General features: G+C 73.0%; 16 protein-coding genes and 1 tRNA gene. 4 read left to right on the top strand and 13 right to left on the bottom strand.

Going from position 1 to position 15,956, the window contains the following annotated elements:
* Nucleotides 1-66 precede the first annotated feature (66 nt).
* Both JNK12_19510 and JNK12_19505 read right to left on the bottom strand, forming a co-directional pair.
* On the bottom strand, nt 67-1,029 hold the full coding sequence (locus tag JNK12_19510; protein MBL8778136.1) for a hypothetical protein: 963 nt from the start codon (nt 1,027-1,029) through the stop codon (nt 67-69).
* A 50-nt stretch (nt 1,030-1,079) separates the two neighbouring features.
* Nucleotides 1,080-1,155: transfer RNA gene (locus JNK12_19505), tRNA-Gln, on the bottom strand.
* Nucleotides 1,156-1,246: 91 nt separating this feature from the next.
* On the opposite strand from JNK12_19505, the gene JNK12_19500 reads away from it, so the two are divergent.
* Complete coding sequence (locus JNK12_19500; GenBank protein ID MBL8778135.1) at nt 1,247-1,348, top strand: AURKAIP1/COX24 domain-containing protein; 102 nt, start codon at nt 1,247-1,249, stop codon at nt 1,346-1,348.
* 39 nt (nt 1,349-1,387) lie between these two features.
* On the opposite strand, the gene JNK12_19495 is transcribed toward JNK12_19500, so the two are convergent.
* The 9 genes from JNK12_19495 to rsmI all read right to left on the bottom strand — a co-directional run bounded on the left by JNK12_19495 (nt 1,388) and on the right by rsmI (nt 11,197).
* Complete coding sequence (locus JNK12_19495; protein MBL8778134.1) at nt 1,388-2,101, bottom strand: 4-(cytidine 5'-diphospho)-2-C-methyl-D-erythritol kinase; 714 nt, start codon at nt 2,099-2,101, stop codon at nt 1,388-1,390.
* Between the two features lies 1 nt (nt 2,102).
* Nucleotides 2,103-2,921: a 16S rRNA (adenine(1518)-N(6)/adenine(1519)-N(6))-dimethyltransferase RsmA gene (gene rsmA / locus JNK12_19490; protein MBL8778133.1), complete on the bottom strand. Its 819-nt coding sequence runs from the start codon at nt 2,919-2,921 to the stop codon at nt 2,103-2,105.
* 34 nt (nt 2,922-2,955) lie between these two features.
* Nucleotides 2,956-3,609, bottom strand: coding sequence for a transglycosylase family protein (locus tag JNK12_19485; protein ID MBL8778132.1), 654 nt, complete (start codon nt 3,607-3,609; stop codon nt 2,956-2,958).
* Between the two features lie 135 nt (nt 3,610-3,744).
* A complete protein-coding gene (locus JNK12_19480) occupies nt 3,745-4,497 on the bottom strand; it encodes a TatD family hydrolase (protein MBL8778131.1) in 753 nt (250 codons plus the stop codon).
* Between the two features lie 7 nt (nt 4,498-4,504).
* Nucleotides 4,505-6,007, bottom strand: a complete 1,503-nt coding sequence (metG, locus tag JNK12_19475; GenBank protein ID MBL8778130.1) for a methionine--tRNA ligase — start codon at nt 6,005-6,007, stop codon at nt 4,505-4,507.
* 110 nt (nt 6,008-6,117) lie between these two features.
* Complete coding sequence (locus JNK12_19470; protein MBL8778129.1) at nt 6,118-7,269, bottom strand: DNA recombination protein RmuC; 1,152 nt, start codon at nt 7,267-7,269, stop codon at nt 6,118-6,120.
* Nucleotides 7,270-7,335: 66 nt separating this feature from the next.
* A complete protein-coding gene (locus JNK12_19465) occupies nt 7,336-9,600 on the bottom strand; it encodes a hypothetical protein (protein MBL8778128.1) in 2,265 nt (754 codons plus the stop codon).
* A 368-nt stretch (nt 9,601-9,968) separates the two neighbouring features.
* On the bottom strand, nt 9,969-10,343 hold the full coding sequence (locus JNK12_19460) for a hypothetical protein (protein ID MBL8778127.1): 375 nt from the start codon (nt 10,341-10,343) through the stop codon (nt 9,969-9,971).
* Nucleotides 10,340-11,197, bottom strand: a complete 858-nt coding sequence (gene rsmI / locus JNK12_19455) for a 16S rRNA (cytidine(1402)-2'-O)-methyltransferase (GenBank protein ID MBL8778126.1) — start codon at nt 11,195-11,197, stop codon at nt 10,340-10,342. The genes JNK12_19460 and rsmI overlap by 4 nt, the downstream gene beginning before the upstream one ends.
* Between rsmI and JNK12_19450 the strand changes: the two genes are divergently transcribed.
* On the top strand, nt 11,196-11,471 hold the full coding sequence (locus JNK12_19450) for a hypothetical protein (GenBank protein MBL8778125.1): 276 nt from the start codon (nt 11,196-11,198) through the stop codon (nt 11,469-11,471). The genes rsmI and JNK12_19450 overlap by 2 nt on opposite strands.
* A gap of 230 nt (nt 11,472-11,701) precedes the next feature.
* On the opposite strand, the gene JNK12_19445 is transcribed toward JNK12_19450, so the two are convergent.
* A complete protein-coding gene (locus tag JNK12_19445) occupies nt 11,702-12,031 on the bottom strand; it encodes a DUF192 domain-containing protein (GenBank protein MBL8778124.1) in 330 nt (109 codons plus the stop codon).
* Nucleotides 12,032-12,127: 96 nt separating this feature from the next.
* Between JNK12_19445 and JNK12_19440 the strand changes: the two genes are divergently transcribed.
* Nucleotides 12,128-13,021 (top strand): SDR family oxidoreductase, encoded by an 894-nt coding sequence (locus JNK12_19440; protein ID MBL8778123.1) that lies wholly within the window; start codon nt 12,128-12,130, stop codon nt 13,019-13,021.
* Nucleotides 13,022-13,168: 147 nt separating this feature from the next.
* Here the strand turns inward: JNK12_19440 and ychF are convergent, their stop codons facing one another.
* Nucleotides 13,169-14,245 carry a redox-regulated ATPase YchF gene (ychF, locus tag JNK12_19435; GenBank protein ID MBL8778122.1) on the bottom strand — a complete coding sequence of 359 codons (1,077 nt, stop codon included), beginning with the start codon at nt 14,243-14,245 and terminating at the stop codon, nt 13,169-13,171.
* 348 nt (nt 14,246-14,593) lie between these two features.
* On the opposite strand from ychF, the gene JNK12_19430 reads away from it, so the two are divergent.
* A complete protein-coding gene (locus tag JNK12_19430) occupies nt 14,594-15,610 on the top strand; it encodes a PHP domain-containing protein (protein ID MBL8778121.1) in 1,017 nt (338 codons plus the stop codon).
* Nucleotides 15,611-15,956: the final 346 nt, after the last annotated feature.

The following is a 15,956-nucleotide window of genomic DNA, read 5'->3' as shown; positions in this document are numbered from 1 at the left end:
CCGTTTCGCGTCCGAGGTGCGGTGCTGGCGGGGGAGGGCTCGAACCGCCGACCTCCTGCGTCACGGTCAGGGGGTGTCGGTCACCACGGGGTGTGCGAGCGGGACGACGTTGTACCGCTCGCGAATCGACGCGAGGCTCTCGTGAGCGATCGCCAGGTGGTCGAGCTGGCTGAGGTCGACCGTGCACTGCCGGCCCCGATCGAGACCTTCGCCGAGCAGGTCGCCGACCCCGGGTCGGCTCAGGGTCGAGAACTTGGCGCGGATGTCTCCGTGGCTGAGCACCCCGGACTCGTGGATCGACAGCGTCAGGAGGAACTCCAGCCAGTTGTGACGGCTCGGGTTCGCGGCCGCCAGGAACCCGCTCCGAGCGATCTCACCCGGTGCGGTCGGTTCGTAGCCCGTGATCACGTGGTTCATGTCGTGGTTCACGTAATGGGCGGGCAAGTGGACGTCGTCGCCGGGCAGTACGAATCCGTTGCGTTCGTAGAACGCGAGGTACGCGCGGCCAAGCGATCCGTCCGGCGAGTCCGCCAGGGCCCGTAGCCGGTTGGCGAGCGTGGGATCGGGCGCGTCGAGCCGAAGGTAGCGGTCGCGAAGCGAGCGCTCGGAGAGCTCCGGCAGGACCTCGGCGTAGAGCCGCTCGATGTCGCCGGCGACGGCCTCACACCCTCGCTCGAGCTCGGTCCGCGTCGTCTCCAAGGCGATGCCCGTGACGCCGAGCGCCGCGGCGAAGTCCTCGACGCGATCGACCTGCGCGGCCGACTGTGGATGCCGGCACAGTTCGAGCACCATCGCCAGCTCGCAGAACCGCAGCCGCTGGTCGTCGTCGGGCAGCCGGCCCCGAAGGTCTTCAGGCCGCAGCGGCACCAACGTGTCGAGGTCGAGATCGGGCCGTTTCCACACATGGGTGACGAACGAGCGGAGGACGGCGAGCTGCTCGTCGGTGGCGCCGTCGTCGACGTCGACCGCCCCGAGGAGACCGGCGACGACCGCATCCGCGAGCTCAGGGGCGAACGGATCCGAGGACATGGCGACGACCGTACCGGGGCCGCACACCGCGCTGGCGGCAACGTGCGGACTGGCTGGCGGGGGAGGGCTCGAACCTCCAACCTCCTGATCCAAAGTCAGGCGTTCTGCCGGTTGAACTACCCGCCACGGGTGTCGGCTCCGACGGTACCCGCTGGGGCCGGGCTCGCTCGCGTCGGTTCGCAATCCCGGGGGCAGGGCCGATACCCTGCTCGGCGCCATGGGATCTCTCATCAAGAAGCGCCGCAAGCGCATGCGCAAGAAGAAGCACAAGAAGATGCTGAAGCGCACGCGCTTCCAGCGCCGCGCCGCAGGCAAGTAGTCCCCCTCCCCCGCTGACGGGGGCGTTCCTCGCGCCCGTTCAGCGCTCGGTGGTCCGGGCGACGACACGGCCGTCGCCCGCGAAGGCACCTTCGACGAACCAGGTCGAACCGCTGCCCGCCAGGCGTGGCCGTTGCCCCGTCGCGGCCTCGAGCCGGTCCCGCCACTCGGCGAGGCGGGGCTCCACGGCCAGCGCCGCCGGCTCCAGGTCGTTGCCGTGCTCGCCGGTCGGTCCACCCAGCGTGTCCCACGCCCGGTAGACGGCCGGCGTCGAGCAGAACAGCGGCGGGGTGAGCAGGGTGTAGGTCCGGGCCTCGAACGGCAGCGGGTCGACCACCTCGCCGATGCCGCGCACGCGGGCCCGACCACCCACCACGCAGAAGGCGACGTCGGCCCCGACGCGGGCGGCCATCTCGAGGTCCTCGACCCCGGCCCAGCGGAACACCGCGGCGGCGTCGGCCGACCCGCCCCCGAGGCCCGCTCCCGCGGGGATGTGCTTGTCGAGGCGCACGTGAGCGGTGCGCCCCACGGCCCGCAGCGCTCGCCGCACCAGGTTGTCCTCGTCGGCGGGCGCCGCCGGCTCCCCCACCACCTCGAGCCCGTCACCCGGTGCGAAGGTGAGGGTGTCGTGAAGGTCGAGACTGACCATCTCGGCGTCGATGAGGTGCAGCCCGTCCTCGCGCACACCCGTCACGCGCAACGACACCGTCAGCTTGGCGCGGGCCTCGACCACCACCTCGGACACGGCCGCCACCCTAGGAGGAGGGCGCGAGGGCGCCGGCCAGCCGGCCCCAGGCCAGGACGTCGAGGTCCTCCGCCCGGGACTCCGGCGCGACGCCCGCCCGCTCGAAGTCCTCGGGGGTGACGAGGCCCGACAGCGAGCGGCGGAGCATCTTGCGGCGCTGGCCGAAGCCCGCTCGGACGAGGGCGAAGAGGCGCTCGGGGTCCGCGTCGGTCGCCGGCGCCGGGCGGCGCACGATGCGCACCAAGGCCGACTCGACGTTGGGTCGGGGCAGGAACACGTTGGGGCTCACCCGCGCCACCACCTCGGCCGTCGCCCAGTAGGCGACCTTGACCGACGGGATGCCGTAGGTCTTGCCCCCAGGCGGCGCCGCGAGCCGCTCGGCGGCCTCGCGTTGCACCATGACGAGCATGCGGTCGACGGCTGGGACGAAGTCGAGCAGGTCGGCCACGAGCGGCGTGGCGATGTTGTAGGGGAGGTTGGCCACCAGCGACCAGTGCTCGTGGCCGCCGAGGAGGTCGTCCCAGTCGACCTCGCGGGCGTCGGCCTCCACGATGCGCACCGACGTCCCGGCCAGCACCTCCCGTAGGACGGGCACGAGGTGCCTGTCCATCTCGATGGCGGTGACCTCGGCCCCGGCCTCGGTCAGCGCCGTGGTGAGCGACCCGAGCCCGGCGCCGATCTCCACCACCGGGTCGCCCGGCCCGACCGCGGCGAGGTCCACGACCTTGCGGATGGTGTTGGGGTCCACCACGAAGTTCTGGCCGAGGGCCCGGCTGGGGGCCAGGCCGTGCGCCTCGAGGAGGGCCACCACGTCGCGCCGGGTCAGCACGGGCGGAGTCTACGGACGGTGGTGCGGGGGCGGCTTACAGCAGGCCCAGGCTGCGGGCGCAGTGGGGCCACGGCGAGTAGCCGCTGCGGGCCACCAGGTGCACCGCGGCGTACTTCTGCTCGGCGTACGTGTAGTCCCGCGGGTCACCGGTGAACCCGAGGCCCTGCCAGGTGGCAAGGGAAAACTGGAACGCGCCGTAGTAGCCCGCCGGGTTGTAGGCGTCGGGGTTGCCGCCGGACTCGCAGCGGGCGATGGCGTCGAGGTTGGCGCTCACGCTGCCGGCGGGGGCGGGCGGAGGAGGAGGTTGTGGCGCCGGGGCGGGTGCGGCCGTCGTGGGCGGGGCAGGCGCCGGCGCGGCGGCGGGCGTCGGTGCCGCTTCGGGCTCCGGCTCGGGCTCGGGCGCCTCGGTGGTGGGAGGCGGCGCGGTCGTGGTGGTGGTCGTGGGCGGCGCCACCACCGCCACGCCCTTGGGGTCGTCGAGGCGGCGGGGCTCGGGCACGGCCTCGCGGCCGAGCACCGGGGCCGTGGTCGCCGGCGCCTCGGTGAGAACCTCGGTGGCGCCCAGCTGGTCGGCGAGATCCTGGCTGGGCAGGGTGCCGGCGAGGGCGAGGGCGGCGACGGGGAGCAGGAGGACGACCGCCGAGGCACCCAGAAGGCGGGCGCGCTGGCGGGGTCGTTGCGGGGTCATCGTCCCCTCGTCGACCGTCAGGTCCCGCCCATGGCTCCGTCGTCGTCGCATATCGGTCCGCGAAACGTAACACAACCGCAACGCGCGCCGCCCACTTCGCGCCCCGAGCGAGTCGCGCGGCACGCAGCGTGTGGGTCAGGGAGTGAGGCGGTAGAACCGCTCGGCGTTGTCCCAGGACGCCTCGGCGACGGCCTCGACCGTCACCCCTTTCGCCGCCGCGACGGCCTCCCCGACGTGCACGAGCAACGCCGGGCGGTTGGGGCGCCCCCGATGCGGCACCGGCGCGAGGTACGGGGAGTCGGTCTCGACCAGGAGCCGGTCGAGGGGGCACACCACGGCCGCGGCCCGGAGGTCGTCGGCGGTCTTGAAGGTGACGATGCCGCTGAAGGACAGGTGGGCCCCGCGCTCGAGCGACGCCTCGGCCTCGTCGGGCCCGCCGGTGAAGCAGTGCATGACCGTGCGTTCCGGCACACCGGTGTCGTCGAGGATGGCGAAGGTGTCCTCCCATGCCTCCCGGGTGTGGATCACGAGCGGCAGCCCGTGCTCGTGGGCCAACGCGACCTGGGCAGCGAAGGCCTCACGCTGGGCGGGGCGGGGCGAGTGGTCGTAGTGGTAGTCGAGGCCGCACTCCCCCACCGCGACGACGCCGGGCCGGTCCAGGACCTCGACCAGGCCGTCGAGCCCGCCGGCGGCGTCGTGGGGATGCACGCCGGCGGTGGACCACACCCCGTCGAGCGCGGCCGACCGCTCGGCCGCAGCGCGGGAGCTGGCGACGTCGGTGCCGACGTCCACGAGCCGCTCCACCCCCGCGGCGCGGGCCTCGTCGACGACCGCGCGGGCCTCGTCGAGGTCGGCCGGCAGGTGGCAGTGGTTGTCGGTCCAGCGCACCGCCGGCTCAGGCCTTGATGCGCGGGAACAGCGGGGCGCCCGTCTCGATGGCGGCACCGCCCGGGTACTGACCCCACCCCGCCGCCTCGGGGAGGCGCTGGTCCTCGGGCGCTCCGGGCAGCCCGAGCCGACGCCACACCTCGGCAGCTGCGTGGGGCACGGCGGGGCTGGCCAGGACGGCGACGATGCGCAGGGCCTCGAGGGCGTCGCCCAGGACGGCGTCGACCTCGGGCCCCGGGTCGGCCTTCCACGGCTCGGCGGCCTCGAGCAGGGCGTTGGCCTCGCGGATGATCCGCCAGGTGGCGTCGAGGGCCACCGACGGGGCGAAGCGGTCCCAGGCCTCGGCGGTGGCATCGTAGGCGGCGTCGACGACCGGGGCGAGGGGGCTGTCGGGGCGTGGCGCGGGCGCCACGCCGCCGCACTTCTTGCCCACCACCGTGGCCACCCGCGACAGCAGGTTGCCGAGGTTGTTGGCGAGGTCGCTGTTGTAGCGCCCCACCATGGCCTCGTAGGAGAAGTCGCCGTCGGGGCCGAAGGGGTTCTCGCGGAGGAAGTGGTAGCGGAAGCCGTCCACCCCGAAGTCGGCCACGAGGTCGGCCGGGAAGATCTGGTTGAGGGACGTCTTCGACATCTTCTCGCCGCCGATGAGCAGGAAGCCGTGCACCTGCACCTGCTTCGGCGGCGCCTCGCCCGCGGCCATCAGCAGCGCCGGCCAGTAGACGGTGTGGAACCGCAGGATGTCCTTGCCGATCACGTGGTGCACCTCGGGCCACCATGCGTCGAACCGCTCGCGGTCGTCGCCGTAGCCGACCGCGGTGGCGTAGTTGATGAGCGCGTCGTACCAGACGTAGAAGACGTGCTCGGGGTCCCACGGCACGGGGATGCCCCAGTCGATGGAGGTGCGGCTGATGGAGATGTCCCGCAGCCCCTGGCGCACGATCCCGACGGCCTCGTTGCGCTTGCCCTCGGGCAGGACCACGTCGGCGCCGGCGTACCACTCGAGCAGGCGATCCTCGAACTTCGAGAGCTGGAAGAACCAGTTCTCCTCGCGGAGGGTCTCGACGGGGCGCTTGTGGATCGGGCACAGCCCGTCCACGAGATCCTCTTCGGCGTAGTAGGCCTCACACGACACGCAGTAGAGGCCCTCGTACACGTCCTTGTGGATGTAGCCGTTGTCGTAGGCGGCCTGCATCAGCTTGGTCACCGACGCGGCGTGGCGGGCCTCCGTGGTGCGGATGAAGTCGTCGTTGCTGATGTCGAGGAGCTCCCACGCCTCACGGAAGCGGGCGCTGGTGGCGTCGGCGTGCTCGATCGGGGCGAGCCCCCGCTCCTCCGCCGCCCGCTGCACCTTCAGGCCGTGCTCGTCGGTGCCCGTGAGGAACCAGACGTCGTCGCCGAGGAGCCGATGCCAGCGGGCCACGGCGTCGGCGATGACCGTCGTGTAGGCGTGGCCGATGTGAGGGACGTCGTTGACGTAGTAGATCGGCGTCGTGACGTAGAACCGGGGCACCCGCTCAGGCTACCGAGGGGCGCCAACCCGGCCCGACGGGCTTTCGACGGCGTGTGGCCTTCGCCGCCTCCCACTCTGGTGCCGGCGGCTCGTCGGGCGCCGGCAGCCGGTCAGGCGCCGCTGACCTCGCGGAGGTGGGCCACGCCCGCGCCTCCCGGTCCTGCGGCCTCGTCGTCGGGCCCGAGCTCGTCGATGCCCCGCCGCTCCCGCAGGTCGACGACGGCGTCGACGGCCCGCTGCAGCTGGTTGCGACGGGTGCCGGCGAGGTCGGCGAAGGCCCGCTGGCTGCCGTCGAGGTGGCGGCCGACCTTGTCCAGCTGCTCGGAGAACTTCTCCCACTGCCGGGTGAAGGTGCCGAGGCACTCGAGGATCTCGTTCGAGGCTCGCTCGAGGCGGAAGTGGTCGACGGCCTGGCGCACCACCGCCAGCACCGCGAACAGCGTCGAGGGCGAGCAAAGGACCACGCGCTGGGAGAGCGCGTGGTCGAGCACGTCGGGATCCTGCTCGTGCATGAAGGCGTAGACCGACTCGTTCGGGATGAACAGGAGCAGGTACCCCGGGGTTGAGCGGGGATCGGCGTAGTCGCGGACCGTGAGCTCCTTCACCCGGTCGCGGACGTCACGCAGGAACTGGCGGCGGTGCGCCTCGCGGTCCGTGTCGGACTCGGCCTCGAGGTAGCGCAGGTAGGCCGAGGCGGGGAACTTCACGTCCATGTGGAGCTGGTCGCCGTCGGGCAGCAGGAAGGTGAAGTCGGGGATGGTCCCGGCGCCGACGGCCTTGCGCTTCGTGTAGTTCACGCCCTCGACGAACCCCGCCCGGCGCAGGACGTCGTCGGCCATGCGCTCGCCCCACTGCCCCCGCGACTGGGGGCTGGCCAGGGCCTGGCGCAGCGCGCCGGTGACGTCGGCCAGGTCGGCGCTGCGCCGGGCGGCCTCTTCGAGCTGGGCGTCGAGACGGCCCTGCTGGTCCGCCCGCTCGCGCTGGAGGGCGGCCACGAGGTCGCGCACCTGGGCCAGCTCGCCGGCCATGCCCGCCACCTGCTGGCTGATGACCTGACCGGTGTGGTCGAGCTCGCGGTTGCCGGCCGCCAGCTGGTCGCCCAGCTTGTCGCCCGCGAGGGCGTAGACGGTGTCGACCGCCGCCCGCACCGTGGCGTCCCGCGACGCCTCGGCCTGGCGATCGAGCACCGACCGCACGACGACCGCCACCACCACGGCGGTGACGGCGACGAGCACGAGGGCGGCGACGAGGGGAAGGACCATGCCCAGAGTGTGCACACCCGGTCTGACAGTTATCGGGGATGCGGCGGCGCGCCGGGGCCCATGGGATCAGGTGACGTAGCGCGCCAGCGTGACCTGAGCGACCGAGGTGCCCGAACCGCCGGCCAGGACGAGCTTGCCGTCCGCCTGCAGCGCAGCGGCGAACGCGATGTCCGCACCCGGCGTGAGGTCCTGGATGAACGTCCCATTCACACCGAAGTCGGTGTCGAGGACGCCGTTCTCCCGGACGCGGGCGGCGGCGAACGCGCCGCCGCCCACCGCGCTGACCCCGGCCAACACGATGGCGCCGTCGGACTGCACGACGACGTCGTAGACATCGTCCTCGGCGTCGTCGACGACGTCCACGAGGGTGCGGCCGTCACCGGCGAAGGACGGGTCGGCCGCGCCGCTGCGGAGGAACCGCGCCACGCCGAAGGCCGGGGAGGTCCCGCTCGAACCCACGCCGCCGACGACGAGGCGACCATCGGACTGCAGCACCAGCGAGGTCGCGATGGCCAGCCGCCCGCCGAAGGTCGCGCTCACGCGGCCCCGGTCGCCGAAGGCCGTGTCGAGCGATCCGTCGGAGCGGTAGCGGGCGAGCGCGATCCTCGGAAGCGTCCCGAGCGAACCTCCGGCAGCGAAGATGCGCCCGTCCGACGCGATCCCGATGGCGTAGGCCCAGTCCTGGCCCCTGGTGAAGTCGGTGACGGTCCGGCCGTCGCCGCTGAAGGTCGGGTCGAGCGTGCCGTTGCGCCGAAGGCGGGCCAACCCGAACTGGCCCCCCTTGCCGCCCACGATCCCCGCCACGACGATGCGCCCGTCGGGCTGGACCGCGAGGTCGTAGGCGATCTCGGTCCCCGGCCCGAAGTCGACGGTGGCCTTCCCGTCCCCGCTGAAGGTGCGGTCGAGGGTCCCGTCGGCCAGGTAGCGGACCACGACCATGGCGCCGCTCGACCCGGAGCCGGCGTGGCCGGCGACCACGATCTTGCCGTCGAGCTGCACCGCCACGCCCTCGGCCCAGTCGTTCGCGGCGGTGACGTTGGTCTCCACGCCGCCGTCGCCGCCGAAGGTGGGATCGAGCTCACCCTTGGGGTCGTGGCGCATCACGGCGATGCGCCCGCCGATCCCGGAGGCGCTGCCGGCGGAGACGATCCGCCCATCCGGTTGGATCGCGACGTCGGTCGCGAACACCGACGGGACGAGCGCCGACTGCACCACACCGTCGCCGCCGAACGACGGGTCGAGCACGCCGGACGGAGGGATGCTGACGGCGCGTAACCGGGCGATGAAGGTCCACGAGCGGGTCTCGACGTGGGTGAAAGAGCCGCCCAGGACGATCTTGGCGTCGGGTGCGACCGCCACCCCGAGGACGGGCGCGTCGACCAGCGGGTTGGCCAGCGTGGCGTCGAGCTCGCCGTTCGGGAGCAGCCGGGCGGCATTGCGGCGGAGCTCGCCACCGACGAGCCGGAAGTCACCCCCGATCACGATGCCCCCGTCACCCTGGAGCGCGACGTCCTCGACCCGGGCTGGATTGCTCGGGGGGCCGGCGGAGACAGCGGGATTGGTGAAGCTCGTGTCGAGCGCGCCGTCCTCGAGGAGGCGCGCGACGTCGGCTCTCGACGAGCCCCCGACGCTCGCGAAGTCACCGCTGATCACGATCCGCCCGTCTTCCTGCAGTGCGAGGTCCTCGACCCCGGCTGAAGACGACACGACCGCCGGCACGAACGTGGGGTCGATGGCGCCCGTGTCCAGGAGCCGCACGATGGAGGGGTGGGACTCGCCGGCGACGGTCGCGAAGTCGCCGACGGCGACCACCCGACCCTCCTCGTCGACCGCGACCTCGCGCACCCCTCGCAGGTCGTCCAGGCGCTCCACGCCGAACTCAGGGTCGCTGAAGGTGGGGTCGAGCTCTCCGGTGAGGTCGAGGCGGGCCACACCGTGGTGGTTCAGGTTGTTGACGGTGTAGAAGTCGCCTCCGATCAAGATGCGACCGTCGCCCAGATCCACCACGGAGTTGACGGACCCCTCGATCTCGGGGTCCTTGAACGAGGGGTCCAACCTCCCGTCGGGAAACAGCATCGCCAGGCCCTGACGGCGACCTCCCTGCGCGTTGCGGAACGTGCCCGCGAGGAGCACACGACCGTCCTCGAGCACCTCGATGTCGTTGACGTAGGTCACGCGGGAGGGATCGAACGTCGGGTCGCGGCGGCCGTCGGGCAGGAGCCGGATGACGTTCTCCCGGCTCAGCGACGACAACTCGAAGTCGCCGGCGGCGAGGATCCTGCCGTCGTCCTGGACGGCGACGGTGTCGACACGGTTCCCGAAGAGCGTCAATGGAGAGAAGTCACGGTCGTTCGTGACCTCGGGGCTCGGCGCACTGCTCGCTGACGGCACCGATGCCTCGGTACCGGGTTCCGCCGGTGAACCAGGCCACCGGCTCGACGGTTCGAGTGCCGGACCTTCGAGGACCGATGGCGGTGTCGTCTGCGGGGACGCCGTGGCCGCGAAGGAGGCGGTCGCGGGGTCGACGCCGGTGACCAGCAGCGAGCCCGCGCACAGCACGCCGGCGACCGCCAGTGAGGACAACCTGGTGCAAACCCGCATCGAGCCTCCCGCTCCCCCACGCCGTGGGACGCCGGATCCTCGCATGGGGCGTCGGGGTCCAACAATGGACAGAGCTGTCTAGCGAACTGGGCTGCGGGTCAGGCGGCGCCGGCCGGTCGGCGGACGACCGCCACGGTGGCCTGGGGGTCGTCGGGGACGAAGTAGAGGGTGACGCCGTCGACGGGCTCGGCGGCCGTGTCGCGGACGACCTCGATCATCGACCCGCCATCAGGCTCGGGGTCGAAGACCTCCTTCAGACCGAGGGCGATGCCGGCCAGGACGGCGCCGCCGGCGAGCGAGCCCCGCCACCGGGCCGCGGTCGGCGCATCGTCGGCGGCGGTGCCAGGATCCTCGCGCTCGGGCTCGACGCCCGCGTCGAGTGCGGCCAGGGTCTCCTCGTCGTAGACGTCCTCGAGCGCCGGCGGCGCGTCCCACGGCCACTGGGCGGAGGACCACGACGGGGACGTCGTCACGGGAGCGCCACCGCGAGGTCGTAGGCGCGGCGCTTCGCCACGCCGAGAGCCGCCGCGACGTTCGCCGCCGCGTCCCGCTTGGAGGCGCCGCCGGCGAGCTCGGCCTCGAGCGCGGCGACGATGTCGGCGTCCTCGGCCGGCGCCGCCGCGGGAGCGCCGGCCACCACCAGCACGAACTCGCCTCGAGGCGGATGCTCCTCCGCCCAGGCATGGGCACCTTCGAGCGAGCCCCGCCAGAGCTCCTCGTGGAGCTTGGTCAGCTCGCGGGCGATGGTCACCCGGCGCGCGGGCCCGAGGGCCTCGGCCAGGTCGGCCAGGGTGCGCACCACCCGATGGGGCGCCTCGTAGAAGACCATGGTGCGGGGCTCGGACGCCAGGGCGACCAGGCGCTCACGGCGACCCGAGCCCTTGCGCGGCAGGAACCCTTCGAAGCAGAACCGGCCCGCGGGCAGCCCGCTCGCCACCAAGGCGGCGATGGCCGCCGACGGGCCGGGCACCACCTCGACGACGTGGCCGGCGTTGGCCGCGGCCGCCACCAGGCGCTCGCCGGGGTCGGAGATGCCCGGGGTGCCGGCATCGGTGACGACGGCGACGCGCCGTCCGGCGTCGAGCAGATCCAACACGGTGCGCACCTGGGTGGGCTCGGTGTGGTCGTTCACCACGAGCAGGCGGGGCGCCCGCACGCCGGCGTGCTCGAGGAGGCGGCCGGTGCGACGGGTGTCCTCGCAGGCGACGACGTCGGCCGAGGCCAGCGCCTCGACGGCGCGGGGCGCGAGATCGCCCAGGTTGCCGATGGGCGTGGCCACCAGGATGAGGGCGCCACGCCCCGGCCCGCTACCGTCAGCGCCCGCCATGTCCACCACCGTCCAGATCGTCGGCGCCCTGCTCGTGCTCGCCGGCTTCGCCGCCGCGCAGCTGGGGCGCTGGTCGACCGAGAGCATCCCGTACCTCGTCACCAACCTGGTGGGGGCGTCCCTGCTGGCCGTCACGGCGGTGGCCAGCGCGCAGTGGGGCTTCCTCCTTCTGAACGCGACGTGGGCGGCGGTGGCGCTCGTCGGCCTCGTCGGCGCGCTGCGGCGCCACGGCGGTCCTCCCCAGCACGAGCACCCGCCCCTCCCGCCCACCTGAGCGCCGACGGCGGATGGATCGGAGCGACTCGCCGGTCGGTGTCCGGACTTCGACCCCCTCCGGCCCGCGGCGAGGGGGCGGCGCCGACTCCGTCCAACGGCGAGAATCGAGGAAGTGAGCCGGTCCCGTGTCCGCGCTCGGCGACGACGAGCACCCTCGTCCCGTCGCGGCCGCGCCCACGGCGGGGGCAGTACGGAGACCAGCCGCGATCGCCGGCACCGTCGTCACGGTCACGCCCGCACCTCCAGCTGCACGCCGGGGGCGACGCCCCAGCGCTCGAAGGAGCCGGCCTCGGCCTCGATGACGCACCGCGCCTTCAGGCACGGGCGCCCGATCCGGTTGGGCGCCATGTGGGCGGTGCGCAGGACGACGAGGTCGGCGTCGCAGTACGCCACGTCGATCGGGAAGCGCATGCGCACGGTGTGCACGGCCCGCGCCGGGCGCAGCAAGAGGGCGCCGTCGATGCCGTCGCGACCCAGCAGGCCGCGGCTGCGCAGCCGCGCGGTGTCGGCGACGTCGAGGCTGGCCAACACCTTGTCGTCGCGCAGCAGCCAGGGCACGCGGTGACTCTGGCCCCTCCGCCGCCGATGTGCAACGCGCAGGTGGGCCACGATGTCGTCGGCAGCGACGACCGGCGCCGCCAGGGAGGCACCGACATGGGACGACTCGCAGGCGCAGGGCCCGAGGGGGAGCGCTCGGATGGCGCTTCGTTCGACCAGGCAGACCCGCCGGCGGCGCGGGCCGACGGCGGGCGGTCCGGCGGCGGTCGCCTCGAGGGTCGGGTGGCCCTCGTCGTCGGCGCCGGCCAGACCGAGGGCGAGACCGTGGGCAACGGCCGGGCGGTGGCCCTCACGTTCGCCCGGGAGGGCGCCCTGCTCGTGCTCGCCGACCGAGACGCCGCCAGCCTCGCCGAGACCGCCCGGCTCACGGGCACCGATCCGGTCCAGGTGGTGGTCGACATCGCCGCCGACGACGGGCCGGACCGGGTCGTGGCCGCGGCCATCGAGGCCCACGGCCGCCTCGACGTCCTGCACAACAACGTCGGCATCGGCGCCGGCGACGCGCCGCCGCACCACCTGACCGACGAGGCCTACGACCGCATCATGGACGTCAGCCTCCGAGCCATGTGGCGCACCTGCCGGGCCGCCGTCCCTGAGCTGCGCCGGAGCGGGAACGGGGCCATCGTCAACATCTCCTCGCTGGCCGCGGTCGCGTCCGCCGGCGGCCTCACCGCCTACAAGCTGGCGAAGGCCGGCGTGAACGCCCTCACCCAGAACCTCGCCATGACCAACGCCAAGTACGGGGTGCGGGCCAACGCCATCATGCCGGGCTTCATCGACACGCCGATGGCCGTCGACGCGGTGGCCCGGATGGGCGACGGTGACCGCGCCCCCATCGCCGCCGCCCGGGCCGCGGCGGTGCCGATCGGCCGGCAGGGCACGGCCTGGGACGTGGCCAACGCCGCACTCTTCCTCGCGTCCGACGAGTCGGCGTTCATCACCGGCGTCGTCTTGGCGGTCGACGGCGGCCAGTCCGCCCGCGTGGGCTGACGGCCGGCGGCGCGGCCGGCGCGAGACGCCCCGACCCTTCGGCCGCGAGAAGCGAGATGGAGGACCCGACGGCTCGTCGCCGCGTGCCCGGTGAGAGGTCGGCGCACCCCATTCTGCGATGACGGCCTGCCCGCCCACGCCGCCGCCTCAGACGTTGAAGCGGAACTCCATGACGTCGCCGTCCTCCACGACGTACTCCTTGCCCTCGACACGGAGCTTGCCGATGTCTCGGGCCTGGTGCCAGCCGCCGGCCTCGAGCAGCTCGTCCCAGTGAATGACCTCGGCCCGGATGAAGCCCCGCTGGAAGTCGGTGTGGATCACGCCGGCGCACTCGGGGGCCTTCGACCCGGCCCGGAACGTCCACGCCCGGGACTCCTTCTCGCCGGTGGTGAAGAACGTGCGCAGGCCGAGCGCGTTGTAGGCGGCCCGCACGAAGCGGGGCAGGGCCCCTTCGCCGAGCCCGAGCGCCTCGAGCATCTCGGTGCGCTCGTCGGGGTCGAGCAGCGCCGCCTCGGCCTCGAGCTGCACACAGGCTCCGAACACGGGGGCGTCGTCGCCCAGCTCGGCGATGACGGGCGCCACGACGTCCTCGATGTGCTCGAGCTGCTCCTCGTCGACGTTGACCACGGCCAGCACGGGCTTGTTGGTGAGCAACCAGTAGGAGTGCAGCAGCTCGCGGTCGGCCGCCTTCACGTCGCTGCGGTAGAGAGGGGTGCCCTCCGCCAGCACGGCGTGGACCGCGTCGAGGGCGCGGACCTCGTCGACCAGTGACTTGTCGAGCTTCGAGGCCTTGCGCTTCCGCTCGATCTGCGCCTCGACGGTCTCGAGGTCGGCGAGGGTGAGCTCGAGCTCGACGATGCGGAGGTGCTCGAGCGGGTCGGTCGGGCCGGGCACGTCGGCGTCGGCGAAGGCCCGCAGCACGTAGACGATTGCGTCGACCTCGCGGATGCCGCCCAGGAAGCGGTTGCCCAGACCCTCGCCCTTGCTGGCGCCCTCGACCAGGCCGCCGATGTCGGTGAACTGCACGGCGGCGCTGATCACGTTCTTCGACTGGCTCATCTCGGCGAGCTTGTCGAGGCGCTCGTCGAAGACCTTGGCCACGCCCACGTTGGGGTCGGTGGTGGCGAACGCGTACGGGGCGGCGAGGGCGCCGCCGCCGGCGAGGGCGTTGTAGAGCGACGACTTCCCCGCGTTGGGAAGGCCGACGAACCCGAATCTCTCCATCCTCGGACCGTACCGGCCGCCGGTAGGGTCGACCCCAATGGACCAAGCGACCGTGGCGATGCCGACGCCTGACCGTGCAGCCGTCGTAGCCACGGACGGGCATTCGTCGACCAACCGTGCCAGCGATGCCGCCGACCCGGTCAGGACAGCAGACGCAACCGGTGGCGGCGCCCGACCGACCGCCGGCGCGGCCGCAGGGGCCGGTGCGTCCGCTCGCCCGACCACCCGTGCGGCGACCGAGGTCCTCGTCGCCGGTGGGAGCGGTCGACCGACAGACCGTGCGGCCGGCGAACACTCGGGAATCGGCGGGTTGACCACCGCGCCCGGGGTGACGTCGTGACCGAGCCGCTGGCGCCGGCCGAGGCGCTCGACCGCATCGTCTACCTGCTCGACCGGGGCCTCCAGCCGTCGCAGAAGGTGCGGGCCTTCCAGAAGGCGGCCGACATCGTGCGTGAGCTGGGCGACGACGAGATCGCCCGACGGGCCGCCGCCGGCACCCTCACCGAGCTCGACGGCATCGGCGACTCCACCGGCACCGCCATCGCCGAGGCGGCGAAGGGCCTCGTGCCCGAGTACCAGCGCAAGCTCGAGGAGTCCACGGTCGTCCCCCTCGGAGCGGGCCGTGACATCCGGGAGGCGCTGCGAGGGGACTGCCACCTGCACTCGCACTGGTCCGACGGCGGGGCGCCCATCGCCGACATGGCCGCTACGGCTCAGGCCCTCGGCCACGAGTACCTCGTGATGACCGACCACTCCCCCCGCCTCACCGTGGCCCACGGGCTCAACCGGGACCGCCTGCTGGCCCAACTCGACGAGATCGAGGCCCTCAACGCCGAGCTGGCCCCGTTCCGCATCCTGACCGGCATCGAGGTCGACATCCTCGAGGACGGCACCCTCGACCAGGACGAAGACCTGCTCGCCCGCCTCGACGTCGTCGTGGCCTCGGTGCACTCCAAGCTGCGCATGGAACCCCAACTGATGACCCAGCGCATGGTGTTGGCCATGGCCAGCCCCCACACCGACATCCTGGGGCACTGCACGGGCCGCAAGGTGGTGGGCCGGGGACGGCCGCCCTCCGACTTCGACGCCGAGATCGTGTTCGCCGCGTGCGCCCGCTTCGACAAGGCCGTCGAGATCAACTGCCGCCCCGAGCGCCAGGACCCGCCCGACGACCTGCTCGACCTCGCCCTCGAGTGGGGCTGCAAGATCAGCATCGACACCGACGCCCACGCCCCCGGCCAGCTCGAGTGGCAGAACTTCGGCTGCGACAAGGCAGCGGCGCACGACATCGCCGTCGACGAGATCGTCAACACCTGGGCCGCCGACGACCTGCTGGCCTGGACCGCCTCCCACGCCGACGCCTGAAGCGGCGGCGGCGGGGTTGACCGAACGCCGGGCCGGCGGCGGCGGCGGTGACGTATGGCCGCCCATCGGTGGAAGGGTCTCGTTCTTTGGACCGTTGACCGCGCTGAGCGCGGTCAACGGTCCAAAGAATCCACCGTGCGCCGCAAGACCGGCCTGACGGCGACGGCCGCCTATGGCTTCGCCGCAGACAAGGTTCCGCCGTCGGTGATGCTCCTATGAATGGTCAAGAGGCTTGTTGGTCGAGCCAGGTGCGGTAGCGGTGTTCGAGCTCGCGGGGTCGGCGGGTGCCTCGTTCGAGTTCGCTGATGCGCGATGGGTGGGTGCCGAGCTCGGTTGCGGCGGTGGT

It is taken from the genome of Acidimicrobiales bacterium, assembly GCA_016794585.1.
Classification (GTDB): Bacteria; Actinomycetota; Acidimicrobiia; order Acidimicrobiales; family DATDAH01; genus JAEUJM01.
Note: the sequence above shows the minus strand (reverse complement) of the source record. Positions and strands in the feature narration are given on the sequence as shown.

What these genes read in the sequence shown, in the direction of transcription:
- JNK12_19510 (MBL8778136.1), bottom strand. Translation starts at nt 1,029, where the DNA reads ATGTCCTCGGATCCGTTCGCCCCTGAGCTCGCGGATGCGGTCGTCGCC.
- JNK12_19500 (MBL8778135.1), top strand. Translation starts at nt 1,247, where the DNA reads ATGGGATCTCTCATCAAGAAGCGCCGCAAGCGCATGCGCAAGAAGAAG.
- JNK12_19485 (MBL8778132.1), bottom strand. Translation starts at nt 3,609, where the DNA reads ATGACCCCGCAACGACCCCGCCAGCGCGCCCGCCTTCTGGGTGCCTCG.
- JNK12_19470 (MBL8778129.1), bottom strand. Translation starts at nt 7,269, where the DNA reads ATGGTCCTTCCCCTCGTCGCCGCCCTCGTGCTCGTCGCCGTCACCGCC.
- JNK12_19450 (MBL8778125.1), top strand. Translation starts at nt 11,196, where the DNA reads ATGTCCACCACCGTCCAGATCGTCGGCGCCCTGCTCGTGCTCGCCGGC.
- rsmI (MBL8778126.1), bottom strand. Translation starts at nt 11,197, where the DNA reads ATGGCGGGCGCTGACGGTAGCGGGCCGGGGCGTGGCGCCCTCATCCTG.
- JNK12_19440 (MBL8778123.1), top strand. Translation starts at nt 12,128, where the DNA reads ATGGGACGACTCGCAGGCGCAGGGCCCGAGGGGGAGCGCTCGGATGGC.
- ychF (MBL8778122.1), bottom strand. Translation starts at nt 14,245, where the DNA reads ATGGAGAGATTCGGGTTCGTCGGCCTTCCCAACGCGGGGAAGTCGTCG.